This is a genomic window from Limosilactobacillus walteri (assembly GCF_014830205.1).
Lineage (GTDB): Bacteria > Bacillota > Bacilli > Lactobacillales > Lactobacillaceae > Limosilactobacillus > Limosilactobacillus walteri.
This window is the reverse complement of sequence record NZ_QORN01000002.1, coordinates 21757-39833: the sequence shown is the minus strand read 5'-3', so window position 1 is coordinate 39833 and position 18077 is coordinate 21757. Positions and strand designations below refer to the sequence as shown.

The window sequence follows — 18077 nt, the reverse complement described above, 5'->3', positions numbered from 1 at the left end:
GGAGGAAGATTTTTGAAGTTTAGTGAATTAGGCCTTTCAGAAAGCCTATTAAAAGCAATTAAGCGGAGCGGATATGAAGAAGCAACGCCGATTCAAGAGCAAACTATTCCAATGGTTCTCGATGGTAAGGACGTGATCGGCCAAGCACAGACAGGAACTGGGAAAACGGCTGCTTTTGGATTGCCAATCATCGAAAAAGTAGATACTGATAATCCCAATATTCAGGCAATTATTATCTCGCCGACTCGGGAATTAGCAATACAAACCCAAGAAGAGCTTTATCGATTAGGAAAGGATAAGCACGTTCGCGTTCAAGTTGTTTATGGGGGAGCAGATATTCGCCGCCAGATTAAGAGCTTGAAGCAACACCCACAAATCCTTGTCGGGACTCCAGGGCGGTTACGCGATCACATTAACCGCCATACTGTTAAGCTTGACCACATTAAAACCCTTGTACTCGATGAAGCTGATGAGATGCTTAATATGGGATTCCTCGAAGATATTGAATCAATTATCAAAGAGACCCCCGATGATCGGCAAACCCTGCTGTTCTCTGCAACAATGCCACCAGAGATCAAGCGGATTGGGGTTCAATTTATGTCTGATCCGGCAACAGTACGGATTAAGGCCAAGGAACTTACCACTGATCTGGTTGACCAGTATTATGTTCGGGCGCGTGACTACGAAAAGTTCGATATCATGACCCGGTTAATTGATGTGCAGGACCCTGACTTAACAATCGTTTTCGGGCGGACTAAGCGCCGTGTTGATGAATTGTCAAAGGGCTTGATTGCCCGAGGGTATAATGCAGCGGGTATTCATGGTGACCTTACCCAAGATAAGCGTTCCAAGATCATGTGGCAGTTTAAGAATAATGAAATTGATATTTTAGTTGCTACCGATGTTGCTGCTCGGGGTCTTGATATTTCTGGGGTGACCCACGTTTACAACTATGATATTCCATCGGATCCTGATAGCTACGTTCACCGGATTGGACGGACAGGACGTGCCGGTCATCACGGTGTTTCCTTGACTTTTGTAACTCCTAATGAGATGGACTACCTTCATGAGATTGAAAAATTGACCCGTGTGCGGATGTTGCCACTCAAGCCGCCAACGGCTGAGGAAGCATTTAAGGGTCAAGTTGCTTCAGCTTTCAATGACATCGACGAATTGATCGCACAAGACTCGACGGATCGTTACCAAGAAGCAGCCGAAAAGTTATTAGAAACTCATAATGCAACTGACTTAGTTGCTGCCTTATTAAATAATATGACTAAGGAAGCGGCGAGTGAAGTACCAGTTAAGATTACGCCAGAACGACCATTGCCACGGCGTAATAAACGAAATAATAACCGGAATGGTAACCGCAACAATTACCATGGTGGAAACCATTATCGACGGAAAAACTATCGTCGTCACCACGGTGGGCACCGCAATGATAATCATGGCAAGAGTCATTCAAGCCGTCATGCATTTAACATTCGTCACCGTCAAGATGATTAATAAGAAACAAAGCCTAGCGAAAAGCAATTTTCCTAGGCTTTTTTCTTATGCTATTAAACAATTAATGAATTGCTACTTTGATGAGTAGTGCGTTATACTTATCATGTAATCGTCTATAAGAGAAATTAAGCATTTTTTGTTATCAAGAAGTGTTTGGTTTAAGACGTACAATGTAAGTTGCAAAGTTGTTTTTTATTTGATGCTATCTAAAGTATTTTTAGTTTATTGATTAATACAATGATTAACTAAGAGTAGGGAAGTTAAATAGTATTAGATGAGAAGTAACTTGTCGTTTAAATATATATAAGTCGGGGGAATATATTTATGGTATCAAAAAATAACCGTAAGCTAATTGCGGAGAAAAACCGCAAAAATGAGAAGCAACGTTTTGCATTGCGGAAGTTAAATGTAGGTGTAGCTTCAGTTCTGTTAGGGGTTACTTTTAGTATATACGGCGGGGGACAAATGATTGCCCACGCGGATACGACTGATAATGGCGGACAGACTACGGATACTGCTAAAGTGACTAATGAACAATCGCCAGCTACTCAGTTACAAGATACTTCTAGTACTGAGAATGGCCAAGATACCAATAATACTGTAGATGGTACTTCATCGTCAGCAGGAACCCAAGGGGGGGTGGCAGACGCTAATGCTGCCAATGCTGGTAAGGACTCAGTCGAAGCGAAGATAACGCAAGGAGAAGAAAATGTAACTGATAATGATCAAAAGCAAGGACCAAAATATTTGATTCAATCTCAAACAGGAACACAACAGCCAGTTTCAAATAATAATGAGATTAGAACATATGGTTCAAGTTCACCATTACAAGGGATATTACCTAGTCCGGCTACTACTTTTAGAAGCATGGCAGTTGAAGATCCTACTGCAATTATAGTTACTAATGCTCAAGGCTTAATTGATGCTATTCAAAAAGGTACATATACTACGATTAATATTGATGGTGATATTAATTTAGGAGAAAAAACTAGCTCAAATTATACAAATACTACCATTAATAATAAACGTAACATTGTAATTCAAGCTGTGGGTGACAAAAAGACCATTGATTTTGCTGGATATGGATTCAATATGTACAGCAATGACTATGGTGTTACCTTCAAGAATTTGAATTTATACGGTCAAAGTTACTATGGAATTGTTAGAAGTGCAGGTTCGTATACTTTTGACAACGTAGATTATACTGGATCACAACTTGTCTATACTGACTCAGGATATAATGCAACCGTTAATTTTGAAGGTACTGTAACTTCACATTCAGTTGGTAGTTATGTTAGCCCGTTAGATGGTAAAACTCGCAATAGCCAAGGTGGAAATACTCAACAAGTTCTTCAATTTTCAGCTGGTAATAATGAAATAAACTTTGCAGCTGGCAGTAAAGTTAACTTTACTACAACTAATTCAAATGTTATTGAAATTGATGCTGGTACAACTGTAATTAATATCAAGAGTAATCCAGATGGTACTAATGGTGCACAAGTTACTTTGAATCCACATACCCAAAAGGGACCAGAACAGTTAAATGGGATGAATATGGACGGTATTGCACGTGGTATTGCATCAAATGGTAATACAACTTTAAACATCGATAAAGGTGCAAATCTTGATATTGTTTTGAAAGATGACGCTGCTGATAAATACCATTCCAGTGCACTTTTCTTGAATTCCGGTGCAACAATCAATGATAAAGGCAGCTTAACAGTTACTTCCGTTGGTCAACCATACTATCGTTCATCAGGAATAGATGCTCCAGTTTATATTAATGGAAATTCTACTATTAACGTTGAGGGAGGTAACTTTACCGTTAATGCGACTGATTTAGGTGACTATCAAGGAAACATTGTTACTTCAAGTGGTACTTCTACCATCAATATCAACCACCATGGAACTTTTGATGTAACGGGTGATGGAACCAAAGCTACTGCTGTAAGTTTGGGATCTGGTAGTACATTTACTTCAACTCAACCAGAATTATTTAGTATTGACATGCCAGAAGGAGCTACTGCCATCAAGAATGGTAAGGTTAGCTTCAAGGGTGTTAAGACCTCTGAAAATGGTCAGCCAATTGGTGAAATCGACGTAACCTATGCCGCGGACGGTACACCTACAGTTACTAAGGTAACTAGTGCTGATAGACAAACTGTAATTGATACTAAGGCTGCTGGGGATGCTGCTAAGAATAAGATTAACTTGATAGCAGCAGGTAAAGAAGTTGAATTAACTAATATTACCTTCAATAAAGATGCAAATGGTGACTACATCATGGCTGGTAATGCTAACACTGCTGATGGTGACGGTGCTTACGTTTACATCAATATTAATGGTAGTGAAACCCCGGTTAAGGTTACTGGTAGTGGTAGTCAAACTATTTACTCCATTACTAATACTGAAACTGAGCCAACTGCTACCGAAGTACCATACACTGTCCAAACTGGTGCAGATGGTAAATTCTCAGTTAACTTAGGTCAATTGAAGGATACGGACACTGTTTCAGTACACGCTGACAAGGACTTCGTAACTAGTGATACTGATACTAAGACTGTTTCTAAATGGATGCTCAACAGTTACAAGCAACAATTGCAAGATTTGATTAATGAAGCTCCAACAGTAGAAGGCACTGTGAACTTTAAGGATGCCGATGCTGATAAGAAGACAGCTTATACTGATGCAATTTCGGCTGGCAACACTTTGCTTGCAAATGCTGATGCAACAGCTGAACAAATTCAAAACCAAATCACTGCAATTACTAATGCGAAGACAGGCTTGAATGGTGAAAGTAATCAATTAGCTAAGGCAAGACAAGAACTTCAAGCTGCTGTTAACGCTAGGAGTGATGTAGAAAAGACACCAGCATACTACAATGGTAGCGAAGAAGCTAAAACAGCATACGATAATGCAATTACAGCAGGTCAAGATGCATTAAATAAGACCGATGCAACGCTTGAAGATCTTACCAATGCATTGAATGACATTAACACTGCTAAAGGTAACTTGAAGGGTGAAGCAACTAATAAGACAGCACTTCAAGAAGCGGTAAATAATTCTACAAGTGTAAAAGAAAGTAACAATTATACTAATGCTGATGAAACACAAAAGACAGCATATGATAATGCAGTTACTGCTGCACAAACAGTTCTAGAAAAGACTAATGCAACTCAAGCAGAAGTAAATCAAGCTTTAGAAAACCTTAAGACAGCAAATAATAACTTAAATGGTGACAGCAAGACTGAAGCTGCAAACAAGGCTGCCTTAGAAGCTGCTGTTAACGATGCACCAAATGTAAGAAAAACTTCAGCATACTACAATGGTAGTGAAGAAGCTCAAAAAGCATATAATGACGCAATTGCAGCAGGTCAAACTATCTTAGATAAAGAAAATCCAACAGCAGATGAGGTTAAGACAGCTTTAGATGCAATTACTGCTGCAAAGGGTAATCTTAAAGGTGAAGCAACTAATAAAGAAGCGCTTCAAATTGCGGTAGATGGTGCAGCCGGCGTAAAGAATAGTGAAGATTACACTAATGCTAGCGATACTGAAAAGCAAAAGTATGACGAAGCAATCACAGCAGGACAAACGGTACTTTCAAATTCAGAAGCAACCCAAAAGCAAGTAGATGACGCTGTAACAGCCATTAACAATGCAAAAACTGCTTTAAACGGTAGTAACAATTTGACTGATGCCAAGAATAAAGCAAATAGTGCAGTAGACACAGCATTAAACAATAAGTTAACTGTAATTAATGAATCACCATTAACTGACGACGAAAAGCAGAAGTTAAGTGATGAAGCTAATGCAGATGCTACAGCAGCTAAGGACGCTATTTCTAAAGCAACTACAAACGATGCAGCAGCCAAGGCAGGTCAAGACGGTGCTGAAAAGATCAACAATATCACTGTTCCAACCGAATCGGCAGTCAAACAAGCTGCAAAGGATGCAATTGACCAAGCCGCTAAAGAAAAAGATCAAGCAATCGATAACTCATCATTATTAACCGATGAAGAAAAGACTGCTTTGAAAGATAAAGTAAAGGCTGCAGCTGATGAGGCAAAGACTAACATCGATAATGCCAAAACTGATTTAGCAGTTTCTCAAGCTCAAACCGCTGGTGAAACAACAATTAAGAACATCGAAATTCCAACTAGTTCAAAGGCCAAAGACGATGCAACTGCTAAAGTAGATCAAGCCGTAACTGACAAAGTTAAAGATATTAACGACAATAAGAACTTAACTACGGAAGAAAAAGCAGACTTAGTCAAGAAAGTTAACGATTTAGCTGACCAAGCTAAAGACAACATCAAGAAAGCAACTACTGATGAAGGCGTTCGAGAAGCTGAACAAAAGGGTGTTGATTCGATCAAGAATCTCTCGGTTCCAGAAGAATCAGCAGTCAAGGAAGCAGCTAAGAAGGCTATCGATGATGCTACGGCTGACAAGACTAAGGCCATCAATGATGCACCAAACTTAACTACGGAAGAAAAAGCTAAGTTAGTTGATGATGTAAATAAGATCGCTAATGAAGCAAAAGCTGCTATTGATAACGCAACTACCGACGCAGCAGTGACTAAAGCACAAGAAAATGGTGTAAAGGCTATCGATAATGTTACTGTTCCAACTGAGTCAGCAGTAAAACAAGCAGCAAAAGAAGCTGTAGCAAAGACAGCAGAAGCAAAGAACAATGCAATTGATTCTTCAAACTTAACAGACGAAGAAAAAGCTGCATTGAAGAAGGAAGTTAGCGATGCACAAACTGCCGCAGATCAAGCAATTGATAACGCAACTACCAATGCAGCAGTAACTGAAGCGCAAGAAAATGGCGTTAATACAATTAAAGGTATTGAAGTACCAACTAAATCAGATGCTAAGCAACAAGCAACAAATGACCTTAATACTGCTGTTGATGAAGCTAAGAAGGCAATCGATCAAGATACCAACTTAACTGCTGAGCAAAAACAAGCTGCTAAGGACCAAATTGATGCCAATGCTAAGACTGCTCAAGACGCCATCAATAATGCTAAGACTAACGCAGATGTAACTAATGCAGTTGACAACGGCAAGCTTGCAATCGACAAGAACGTTGCCAATGCCGCAATCGATAACGCAGCAGCTGGCAAGCTCAAGGAAATCAAGGCTCCATTAACTACTGATGAGCAAAAGACTTACACTGATTTGATCAACTCTGAAGCTAACAACGCCAAGCAAAACATCGCTAATGCTACTACTCCAGAAGAAGTAACTACTGCTCAAAACAACGGTGTAGATGAAATTAACGGCACCAACATCCCAACTACTTCTAAAGTTAAAGAAGATGCTCTTAATGCAATTAAGACTGCTCTTGACAACAAGACTAAGGAAATCAACGATTCCCAGAACATCAATGCTCAAGAAAAAGCTGATTTAATCAAGCAAGCACAAGATGCCGCAAAGACTGCTAACAACAACATCAACAACGCAACCACCAACGCAGCTGTAGAGACTGCTCAAACTAACGGTGAAAAGGCAATTGCTGATGTAACTGTTCCAAACTTGTCTGATATTAAGCAAGAAAACATTGATCTTGTTAACAAGGCTTTAGATGCTAAGAAAGATGAGATCGACAAGGCTTCTAACCTTTCAAACGATGAAAAGCAAAAGTTAGTCAATGAAGCAACTAATGCTGCTACTGACGCAATCAACAACATCAATGCTGCAAAGACTAATGATGAAGCTAAAGAAGCCGCAAATACTGGTGTTCAAAACATCGAAAACGTCAATATTCCAAGTCTTGATGATGCTAAGAAGAATGCTAAACAAGCAATTGACGATACTTTGAAGTCTAAAGTAGCTGAAATTAACAATGCTTCAAACTTGAATCCTACTGAAAAGCAAGACTTGATTGATAAAGCTACTGATGCTGCTAACACTGCAAAGACCAACGTCGACAAGGCAACAACTAATGATGAAGCTAAAGATGCTGCAGATGAGGGTATCCAAACCATCAAAGGCATTACCTTTACTTCATTAGATGATGCTAAGAAGGCTGCCAACACTGCAATTGATAATGCATTAACTGCTAAGAAGAATGAAATTGACGCAGCCAACAACTTAAGCGAGACTGAAAAGCAAAAATTAGTTGATGAAGCTACTCAAGCTGCTAATACTGCAAAAGAAAATATCAGTAAAGCTCAAACTAATGATGCAGTTACTGAAGCTCAAAACAAGGGTACCGAAGCAATTGCTAACGTTAACGTCCCAAGCTTAGATCAAGCTAAGAAAGACGCAATTAACGCCATTAAACAAGTTCAAGCAGCTAAGAATGCTCAAATTGCTAAAGCTGACAACTTAAATGCTGACGAGCAAAAAGCATTAACTGATCAAGTAGATAAGATTGCCAACGATGCTATTGCGGAAATCAATAAGCCATCAACAACTACTAACGATGCCGTTGCTGCAACTCGTGATGATGCCATCAAGCAAATCACTGATTTGTTTATTCCAACCTTAGACGGAGCACAAACTGATGCCATTAATGCCATTGAAAGTGCTAAGAACGCTAAGATCGACGACATTAACAACGCAACTCACTTAACTGATCAAGAAAAGCAAGATTTGATTGACCAAACAACTAAGGCTGCCAAAGACGCAACTGATGCAATCAACGCAGCTCAAAATAACGATGCTGTTAAGGATGCTGAAAATGCAGGTTTGAACAACATTAATAAGGTCACTATCCCAAGTCTTGCTGACAAGCAACAAGCAGCTATCAAGGAATTAGACGTAGCACGCGATGCTAAGATTGACGCAATTGATGGTGCTAGCGATTTAACCACTGACGAAAAGAATGCCTTGAAAGATAAGGTTCAATCTACTTACAGTGATGCTGTAGAAAATGTAACTAAGTCAACTACTGACGAAGCTGTAACTACTGCTAAAGACAATGGTATCGAGGCAATTAATGGCATTGAAGTTCCAGCTAAGTCAGCCGATAAAGAAAACGCCAAGACTGATCTTACTGACGCAGTTAACAAGGCTAAAGAAGCCGTTGATCAAGACAGCAACTTGACTGCTGAAGAAAAACAAGCAGCTAAAGATCAAATTGATCAAGATGCTAAGAATGCAGAAGATGCAATTGAAAAGGCTAAGAATGTTGCTGATGTAACTAAGGCTGCTAACGACGGCACGCTCGCCATTGACAAGGACGTTGCTAATGCCGCGATTGATAATGCAGTAGCTGGTAAGAAGGCAGAAATTGCAAAATCGTCATTAACTGACGAAGAAAAGACTGCTTTAAACAATGAAGTAGATCAAAAAGCTCAAGATGCTAAAGAAGCAATTAAGACTGCAACTACTCCAGAAGCTGTAACCAGTGCTCAAGAAAGTGGCATTAAGAATATCGAAAATACTGAAGTGCCGACTGTATCAGCAGTGAAAGAAGCAGCTAAGAAAGCCGTAGCAGATGCTGCAGCAGCTAAGAACAATGCAATTGATTCTTCAAACTTAACCGATGAAGAAAAAGCTGCATTGAAACAACAAGTTAGTGCTGCACAAAACGCAGCAGATAGTGCAATTGATACTGCAACTACAAACGCCGCAGTAACCGAAGCAGCAGACAATGGTGTTAAGGCAATTGATGGTATTGAAGTACCAACTAAATCGACCGCTAAAGATCAAGCAACAGCTGACCTTAACAAGGAAGTTGATGAAGCTAAGAAAGCAATTGACCAAGACAACAACTTGACTGCTGAAGAAAAACAAGCAGCTAAGGATCAAATTGATTCTGATGCTCAGCAAGCCCAAGAAGTCATCAACAATGCTAAGACCAATGATGATGTCAAGAAGGCGGTCGATGAGGGTAGATTAGCTATTGACAAGGACGTTGCTAATGCAGCGATTGATAATGCAGTAGCTGGTAAGAAGGCAGAAATTGCTAAGTCATCATTAACTGACGAAGAAAAAGCTGCTTTAAACAATGAAGTAGATCAAAAAGCCCAAGACGCTAAAGAGGCAATTGATGCTGCAACTACCGATCAAGCGGTAGAAACAGCTAAGAATAAAGGTATCGATAGCATTAATGGCGTTGAAATTCCAACTAAGTCTCAAGTTAAGACTGACGCCGCCACTAACATCGATAAGGCTGCCGCTGATGCGAAGAAAGCTATCGACAACACGCCAGACTTAACTAACGATCAAAAGCAAGCTGCTAAAGACCAAATTGACCAAGATGCTAAGAAGGCGAAGGACGCAATCGCTAAAGCAACTGACGACAAGGGTGTTCAGGATGCCGCTGATGCCGGCTTACTGGCAATCAACAAGGTAACCGCCAAGGCAGCTATTGATTCGGCGCTTGCAACTAAGATTGCTGAAATTAATAATTCTGCCTTAACTACTGAAGAGAAGGCCGCCTTAACTAATCAAGCTGACCAAGCCGCACAAACAGCTAAGAATAATATTGACCAAGCTAATACAGTAGCCACGGTTGAAACAGCCAAGGAAGCTGGTATTAAGCAGATTAATAATATTCACGTTCCGGCAACTTCTGCGGTAAAGGATAGAGCAATTAAGACGATTAATGAGGCCTTGTCTAACAAGATCAATGAAATCAATAATGCTTCAAACATTACATCAGCAGAAAAGGCGGACTTGATTGATCAAGCAACTAACTTAGCTAATATCGCTAAGGATAACATTAGCCAAGCAACGTCTGATGAAGGGGTCGCAACAGCTACAACCGCTGGAATTAACGCAATTGCAAATGTAACGGTGCCAAGCCTTGATAATGCTAAGGACCAAGCAAAGAATCTGATTGATGACGTTCTCAACGAAAAGAAGAATGAAATCAATAATGCCAATAACCTTTCCGATCGTCAAAAGGAAGACTTGATTAAGCAGGCAACTGATGCCGCGGATACTGCCAAGAAGAATATTGATAACGCTACAACTAATAGTGATGTTCAAACGGCAGAAAACAATGGTGTGCAAGCAATTGAAAATGTTGTCGTTCCTAACCTTGACGATGCTAAGAAGACCTCAACCAAGGTTATCGATGACGCATTGAATGAAAAGATTGCAGAAATTAATAATGCTAATAATCTTTCAACGGCAGAAAAAGATGCGTTAATCAAGGAAGCTACAAGTATTGCTAATACCGCTAAGGATAATATTGCGAAGGCAACAACTAATGACGCGGTTAAGGACGCTGAGACTGCCGGCGTAAAGGCAATTCTTAACGTCAAGGTTCCAGGTCGTGAAGATGAACAGCAGGATGCAATTACTGCGCTTGACCAGGCTTTAGCTAATAAAGTTAATGAGATTAATAATGCTAATAATCTTTCTGCTGATGCTAAGCAAGCACTCAAGCAACAGGCACAGGCAGCATACACGACTGCCGTTGACAACGTAAAGCGCGCTCAAACTAATGCGGAAATCAATACGGCACGGGATAACGGTGTACAAGCAATTCTTGATGTATTGGTACCAACATTATCTGATGCCAAGAGTACTTCAATTGTTGCAGTTGAACAGGTTCGTGATGCTAAGAATACTCAGATTGACGCTGCTAAGAACTTAACAGCTGCCCAAAAGACAGAATTGAAACACCAAGTTGATAGCATTGCGAAGAAAGCTATTGCTAATATCAACAGCGCAACAACTGATGAGGCGGTTAAGGCTGCTGAAACAGCAGGGGTTAACGAAATCCTAAATCTTAATATTCCAAGTCTTGACGCGGCCAAGAGCGATGCTAAGCAAGCAATTGCAGATGCGTTGACAGCTAAGACTGCGGAAATTAACGCTGCCCAAAACCTAAATACTACTGAAAAGCAGGCCTTAATTGATCAAGCTCAATCAGAAGCTGCTACAGCCAATCAGAATATCGATGCAGCATTAACCAATGCTGCTGCTACCCAAGCTGCTAAGAATGGTGTGCAAGCTATTTTGGGTATTCAAGTACCAACAGTTGATGAAACTCGCAACCAAGCTGATCAAAATATTGATAAGGCTTTAAAGGCTAAGAAGGATGAGATTAACAAGTCTGACCTTAGTTCTGCTGATAAGGCGGCCTTAATCAATGAAGCTGACCAAGCTGCTGATAATGCGCGTGCTGTTATTAGTAAGGCAACGACAGCTGCGGAAATTAGTAACGCAGAGGCTGCGGGAATTGCTGCAATTGAGAATATTAAAGTATCAAGTTCTGCTACAGAAGATAACAGCAAGTCGAGTCAACAACCTGTTACTGAAACGCCAACAGGTGATAACAAGACTAAACAAGATGACAGCACTTTACGCCAACCTGCTACCCAAGAAAGTAACCGTCGTGGTGTAAAGGGTGGCTTAACAGCACCGGCTAGTCAAACAAATGAACATGCTACTGATAACAATGCAACTGGTCAGGATAAACTACCACAAACTGGTAATGAAACTAACCGTGACTTAAGCGTTGCTGGATTAGCAGTTGCAAGTCTATTAGGATTATTTGGACTTTCAGGTCTTAGCAAGAAACGTGATTAATTGCTAGCTAGGTATTAAGTTCAATAATCTGTCAATAAGAATTAATATCCTTCTTTTGTCCGATAAATGTAAGCGGACGAAAGAAGGATATTTTTGTTTTATTTATATAAAAATATTTATGCTTTTTATTTGATTTAGTAATAAAATATCTGGTACGATTACCATGATGATTAATATCTGAGAAGATGAGCTCATACAAGGAACAGCTATTAAATTCATCAGCTAATTAAAGAAAAGGAGATGTGAGGCTTACTGAATTTTATTCCTAAATTTTATAAGTTAGGAAACGTAAATAGGCCCCTAAACTGAAAAAGAGGTTTTTCCAATGCAGAAATTAGAGCAATTAATAGACAAGAACTTTGTTGAAACTACTCGTGGGAAAGTGGCAAACTATATCCCAGCATTGGCAGTTGTCGATCCACAGCAGTTGGGAATAACTGTTTACGATACAGAAGAAGATCAGATTGGGACTGCTGGAATGGCTGGGACGCGGTTTGCGATTGAAAGTATTGCAAAAGTGGTTGCGTTAATTCTAGCTATTAAAAGATTGGGACGAGATAAGGTTCTTGCGGAATTAGACGACGGATCAGCAAATTTTAGTTTGAGTTCAGCCTTGCTAGATAGTCAATTAAATGTACAAGAACAGGTTAACTATCTTAATAATTCTTCTGCCTTATTAACGACAGCGATGATTGACCGGTTAATGGGGCAAAATAGTTTTAACGCCTTATTAGGTTTTTGTCGGGAGATTTGTAATGATCCTTGTATCAGCTTAAATGAGCGTCTTTTTAGGTCAGCGATTATGAATGATAAAGATATTCATTCTTTAGCGTATTATCTAAAAGATAAGGGCGTTCTACAGACAGTTGATCAGACTTTAGTAACTTACTTTATGCAAAGCTCGTTGATGGTGACGACACAAAGCTTAGCTAATTTAGGAGCAGTTCTTGCAAATGACGGAATTAAGCCGTGGGATAATGTTCGGCTTATCAGTCATGAAGATAATGAACTAGTGAAGACCTTGATGACGACCGTTGGCTCATTTGAAGAGTCAAAGGAATACACAATTAAAATTGGACTACCAATAAAAAGTGGAACTGGCGGTGGCTTATTGGCTTGTGCCCCGCATAAATGTGGAATTGGTGTCTTCAGTCCGGCATTAGACCAGCATGGTAATAGCATTGCTGGAATGAGCTTATTAAGTGATGTTGTAAATCAATTAGACTTAGCAATTTTATAAATAGATGTTAATTAACTAAAACTTCCATGAATATAAAAAATATGGATCAATGTGTTATATCACACTGATCCATATTTTTTTAATGAAGTTGATTTTCAAATTTGTGTAAATTAGTTGTCGTTGGGTTTAAGTTTGCCCATTCCGGTGACAAGAACTTACTATTGATTTGGTAATGTGGTTGTGGTTGTTTATTAGCGATAAAATCATTTGCTGCTTTATCAACTTTAACCCAACCAGCCCAACCGATGTGGATAGTATCTTCCATAAAGCCAGGCTTATTACCGTCATGGGAAAGATCAAGGATATGATTAAAACCTTGTTGTCGTAGCTGAAATTTGATTTTTTCAACAGAACGGTAGTACATATCCATATCCATTCCAGTATATGCTTCCCATTTAGCATTAACTGGCGGAATGATAAAGAGAACATTGGAATTAGTATTCTTAAATTGGTTAAGAACTACTTCTAAGTCACCATATTCAGGTGATTTAGTATAATCAAAGTTTCTTTGTGAGCCCTTAGTTTTAGCTAAATTATGTTTAACCCGCTTTGTGTAAAAGTTGTTTTGAATGCCAAAACGGTTATTATCAGTTTCACGTGCCGCTTCGCTCATCGCATCATCATATAAGCGATCATAGTTATAATGCTTTGGCAGCTTCTTTACGTTTGGCAGAATGTGCTTCCCATAATTATTGTTTAGTTGGAAGCCAGAGAAGATGATATCTTCATGAACAAGCAGGTTTAAGCGGAAATGGATGATGCCCATATCCAAACTGCTCAATGACTTGCCTTCAGCAATTTTGCGCGCATATGATGATACAGTTCCATCATTACCAAGCATCGTTACTAATCTTTTTGCTACATAACGATCATATGGTGAATGCGGATCAGCATTTTTTAGCCAATTAAGGTTTGCGAGTTCACCATTATAGTATTTAAAAGCAGGAGGTTGGACACCCTGCTTGGTAAACCACTGTGGTGAAATGATATAGACTGCCTTATTATTGGTCATCTGTGTTTCCATTGAGTTGATATTAAAGAACTGTGGAAGAGATTGTGTTCCCCGTGAACCGAAGAGGAATGGGGTGTAGTTATGATAACGGGCAGCCATTACCGAAGGATGGAAACGATCCATCCGCCGTAATTCACTAGAACCGAAAAAGGGAACGTAGTGAGTATGCTTATCACTAAGTGCCTGTTGTTTAATCGATTGGTTCTTAAAAACAACCGGACTTAGCGATACTGCAGCTTTATGTTCAATCGCCGCTGAGTGCTTTTTACTAATCGGCAGTGAAAACAAAAGAACTACTAATAGACAAGCGACAATCAGCGGGCCGAAGATTGACCACAGCTTTTTGCCATTATGCATTTTGGAGCTCCTTTACCCGTTCTTCAATTTTTTCGATAGTGTCCCATTGGCTACGGTCAAATTCTGAAACCGGTACTTGAACATCAAAGGCGTCCTGTAAGCCTAGCAGAAGGCTAACAGTTGCCATTGAATCTAGAAGACCACTCTCAAAAAGGTTTTGACTTGGGTCATTGAAATCCGCAGTGTCGCGACCAGTTGCATCAGCTAAAATATTGATAATTTGTTCTTGCATAATTAGAATCCTCCTAAAATTTATTTAAACAAGTAAGTATCTAAGAAACCACTAAAGATTAAGAATGTAAACATTACAAAGTTAAAGGTAACAAAGATTGCAACTCCAGTGGTGAATTTATTATGTGGTAACTGCTTAAGTTTCTTACGTTTGAAGCGAAGCCACCAATCATTAACAACAAGGGCAAGGCCATGTAAGAAACCGTACAAGATATAGTACCAAGTAATTCCATGCCAAAAACCCATTAATAACATATTAAGCATATATGCTGTTGATGACAAGGCATTACGATTTTTGAACCAGCGCTTCTTTGTTGCTAAGAAGACAAAGCGCATGAAAATGTAATCACGGAACCAGAATGAAAGGCTAATGTGCCAACGGTTCCAGAACTCTTTAATATTCTTGGATTTGAATGGCTGCTTAAAGTTCATCGGGGTCCGAACACCCATGAAGTAACTAATTGCTACTGCAAATAGTGAGTAACCAGCAAAATCAAAGAATAAGTAGAAACCATACGTATACATTACACCAATCAGGTTCCATGAAGGAAATGAAGGATCGGTTAATGCAGCGCGTTCAAAGAATGGATAAAAGCGTTGTCCAAAGAAGTAACCAATGACGAATTTATACAAGAAACCAAGGAAAAGATAGAAAATACCAGTATTAACAAGATTAAGATATTCTTCTCTTGTTGGTACTTTTTTATAATCTTTTTCAAAGCGTCGGTAACGGTCAATTGGTCCAGAAGTGATGGTTGGCATGAAGAGAATAAAACGGATAAATTTCCATGGCGAAATCTCCTTAATCATCCCATCACGTGTTTCGATTACGGTTCCGACTGCCCGGAAGGTTAAGTAACTTATACCGAGAAAACCTAGTAATGAGTTATGACCAACCATTGCAGGTGATAATTTTACAATAACGATCGGTAGGATTGAGAGGGCAGCGGTAAGGTAAAACACGCCGCTTGAATTTTTCTTTTGGCGGTAGTGGTGATATGCCATCACTAAAATTGTTTGGTAAATAACATACCCGATCAATGAAATACCTTGTTGCCAGCTTGATCCATCGAACATTAAAAAGATAAAAATGAAACTAATTAATGCCTCATACCAGCTAAATCTCTTCCCAAAGTAAAGGCCAATTCCCAACGGTAAAATAGCAAGAAGTAAATAGAAAAAGTATACCGGGGTACCATAAGCACTATAATTTGGAAGATTTGAAATCCAATCAATCATTTACTTATTAGCCTCAGCAATCATTTGCTTAACTGCAATCTTGCCATTTGCAGACATTGGGAATGAATCGCGGTAAATAAATTGAGTCGGCATCATGTAAGGCATAATTAATCCATTTAAGCTTTCACGGATTCGTTTGGTTAAGTTTGCGTCATCATCACTTGCTTCTTGTGGAATAACATAAGCGATTAGGTGGGTAACTTTACCATCCTTGTTATATTTAGGAACTGCTACGGCTTGCTTAATAAGAGGACTCTTTTCTAAGCTTGCCCGAACTTCATCTAATTCAACACGGAAACCGTGAATCTTAATTTGAAAGTCCATCCGCCCTTTGTGGTGGAGAAGACCATCACTATCAAGCACGCCGGCATCCCCAGTCCGATAAGCTGGGGTACCGTTAATCTTAAAGAATGATTTGGCTGTCTTTTCAGGGTTGTTCATGTAACCACGAGCAACGCTGTTACCACTAATGATGATCTCCCCTTGTTGACCAGGGGTAGTAATTTCATGATCCCCATCCCAGATCGATAATTTAACGCCTGGTTTTGCGTAGCCGACTGGTAACCGGTCATTATTTTCTATGGCCTCGGGAGTGATTTCGACTCCAGAAACGGCAACCGTTGCTTCTGTTGGACCGTAAGTATTAAAGATTTTGGCATCGGGGAATCGTTGGTGAAGCGCCTTAGCTGTTTTGACTGTTAATTCTTCCCCACAGAACAAGAATGTCTTTAGGTTAGCCATTTTTTGCTGGTTAAATGCAGGACTAAGCATTAGCATGTCAGCAAAAGATGGGGTGCCGACAAACACTTCGAGGTCTAAACTAGGAAGTGCGGTAAACATCTGTCCAAAGTTCTCGACAACTTCGTGAGGGAGAGCTTTGATTGTCCCGCCGCTAAGAAGGGCTGGTAGCCAGTACATATTTGATAGGTCGAATGAATATGGTGGTTGACCTAAGAAATTTGCATGACGTTTAAGCGCGAATTGGTCGCTAAGCATCCAATCAACAAAAGTCATAAAATTGTCATGACTAACTTCGACCCCTTTTGGTGACCCAGTGGTACCGGAAGTAAAAAGAACGTAAGCTAATTCATCACCATCAATCATTGAAGTAGTAGTAAATGATCGTGGAGCTGCTAGAATACTTGCGAGTTTTTGGTTATCGACGATTGGGGCGTCGAAGTGCAATTCATCAGCCGGAAAATCATTAACTGCAATAATCATTGCGGGTTCAGCAGTATCCAAAATTGATTGCATTCGTGGGATAGCAGAATCATTTGAAACCGGAATATAAGTGTGACCTGATTTTAATGCAGCTAAGAAACTAACAATCATCTCAACTTGGTGGTCACCATATACTAGAATGGGACTACGATCAGGAAGAGATTGATCATTAAGCCACGCTGCTAGTGTATCAACTGCCGAATGCAAATCTGCATAACTAGTGGTTTTACCCATTTCGTCATATGCGATCCGTGTTGAGTTGTCCTTGGCGACTTGGTCAAAGACAGTAATAATATTTTTACTCATATATTATCTATTTCCTCCGCATTAGAATTCGTTGTAGATAAATGGCTCTTGGCCTGCTCCATAATAACCATAAAGGTATATTAATAATAAGAGCACTACAAAGTAAAATAATGTTTTTAAGATGAATCGTAATGCAGGATGGCGTTGAATAATCTGAGCCATATTTCTCCTTCTCTCATCTTTATAAATTTATAATTGGCATACATATCAAGAATACCATTAATCGTGTATCTCGGCCAATAGTGTGAGCCACTTTCAGCTTACTGTAAAAAACTTAAGAAAAAATTAATGAGGTGTTCTAAAATAAGAATGCTGTTGCCTTAAAAATTATAACTTTTTCTTTGCTAAATGTAACTAGAAAAATATAAAGTTTATTTATAAAATTTCATTATTTACCTGTGAATAAACTTATATAACAATAATTGCAAGAATAAGCGAGATTAGATAAGATTAAGCGGTAGG

At 39.4% G+C, this 18077-nt stretch carries 8 protein-coding genes; 3 read left to right on the top strand and 5 right to left on the bottom strand.

Going from position 1 to position 18077, the window contains the following annotated elements; genetic code table 11:
• Positions 1 to 12 precede the first annotated feature (12 nt).
• The 3 genes from cshA to glsA all read left to right on the top strand — a co-directional run bounded on the left by cshA (position 13) and on the right by glsA (position 13249).
• A complete protein-coding gene (cshA, locus tag DTK66_RS00515; protein WP_153929758.1) occupies positions 13 to 1506 on the top strand; it encodes a degradosome RNA helicase CshA in 1494 nt (497 codons plus the stop codon).
• A 324-nt stretch (positions 1507 to 1830) separates the two neighbouring features.
• On the top strand, positions 1831 to 12009 hold the full coding sequence (locus DTK66_RS00510; protein ID WP_191667428.1) for a DUF1542 domain-containing protein: 10179 nt from the start codon (positions 1831 to 1833) through the stop codon (positions 12007 to 12009).
• A gap of 325 nt (positions 12010 to 12334) precedes the next feature.
• A complete protein-coding gene (glsA, locus tag DTK66_RS00505; protein WP_191667427.1) occupies positions 12335 to 13249 on the top strand; it encodes a glutaminase A in 915 nt (304 codons plus the stop codon).
• A gap of 79 nt (positions 13250 to 13328) precedes the next feature.
• Here the strand turns inward: glsA and dltD are convergent, their stop codons facing one another.
• Genes dltD through dltX form a run of 5 tightly spaced genes read right to left on the bottom strand, consistent with a single transcriptional unit; the run spans position 13329 to position 17777 of the window.
• On the bottom strand, positions 13329 to 14618 hold the full coding sequence (gene dltD / locus DTK66_RS00500) for a D-alanyl-lipoteichoic acid biosynthesis protein DltD (protein WP_191667426.1): 1290 nt from the start codon (positions 14616 to 14618) through the stop codon (positions 13329 to 13331).
• The gene (gene dltC / locus DTK66_RS00495) at positions 14611 to 14850 is read right to left on the bottom strand and encodes a D-alanine--poly(phosphoribitol) ligase subunit DltC (protein ID WP_153929762.1); all 240 of its coding nucleotides are present in this window, start codon (positions 14848 to 14850) and stop codon (positions 14611 to 14613) included. Before dltC ends, dltD begins: the two co-directional genes overlap by 8 nt.
• Positions 14851 to 14870: 20 nt before the next feature.
• Positions 14871 to 16088, bottom strand: coding sequence for a D-alanyl-lipoteichoic acid biosynthesis protein DltB (gene dltB, locus DTK66_RS00490; RefSeq protein ID WP_191667425.1), 1218 nt, complete (start codon positions 16086 to 16088; stop codon positions 14871 to 14873).
• Positions 16089 to 17615 (bottom strand): D-alanine--poly(phosphoribitol) ligase subunit DltA, encoded by a 1527-nt coding sequence (dltA, locus tag DTK66_RS00485; protein ID WP_191667424.1) that lies wholly within the window; start codon positions 17613 to 17615, stop codon positions 16089 to 16091.
• A 21-nt stretch (positions 17616 to 17636) separates the two neighbouring features.
• Complete coding sequence (dltX, locus tag DTK66_RS00480) at positions 17637 to 17777, bottom strand: teichoic acid D-Ala incorporation-associated protein DltX (protein WP_003665629.1); 141 nt, start codon at positions 17775 to 17777, stop codon at positions 17637 to 17639.
• Between the last annotated feature and the right edge of the window lie 300 nt (positions 17778 to 18077).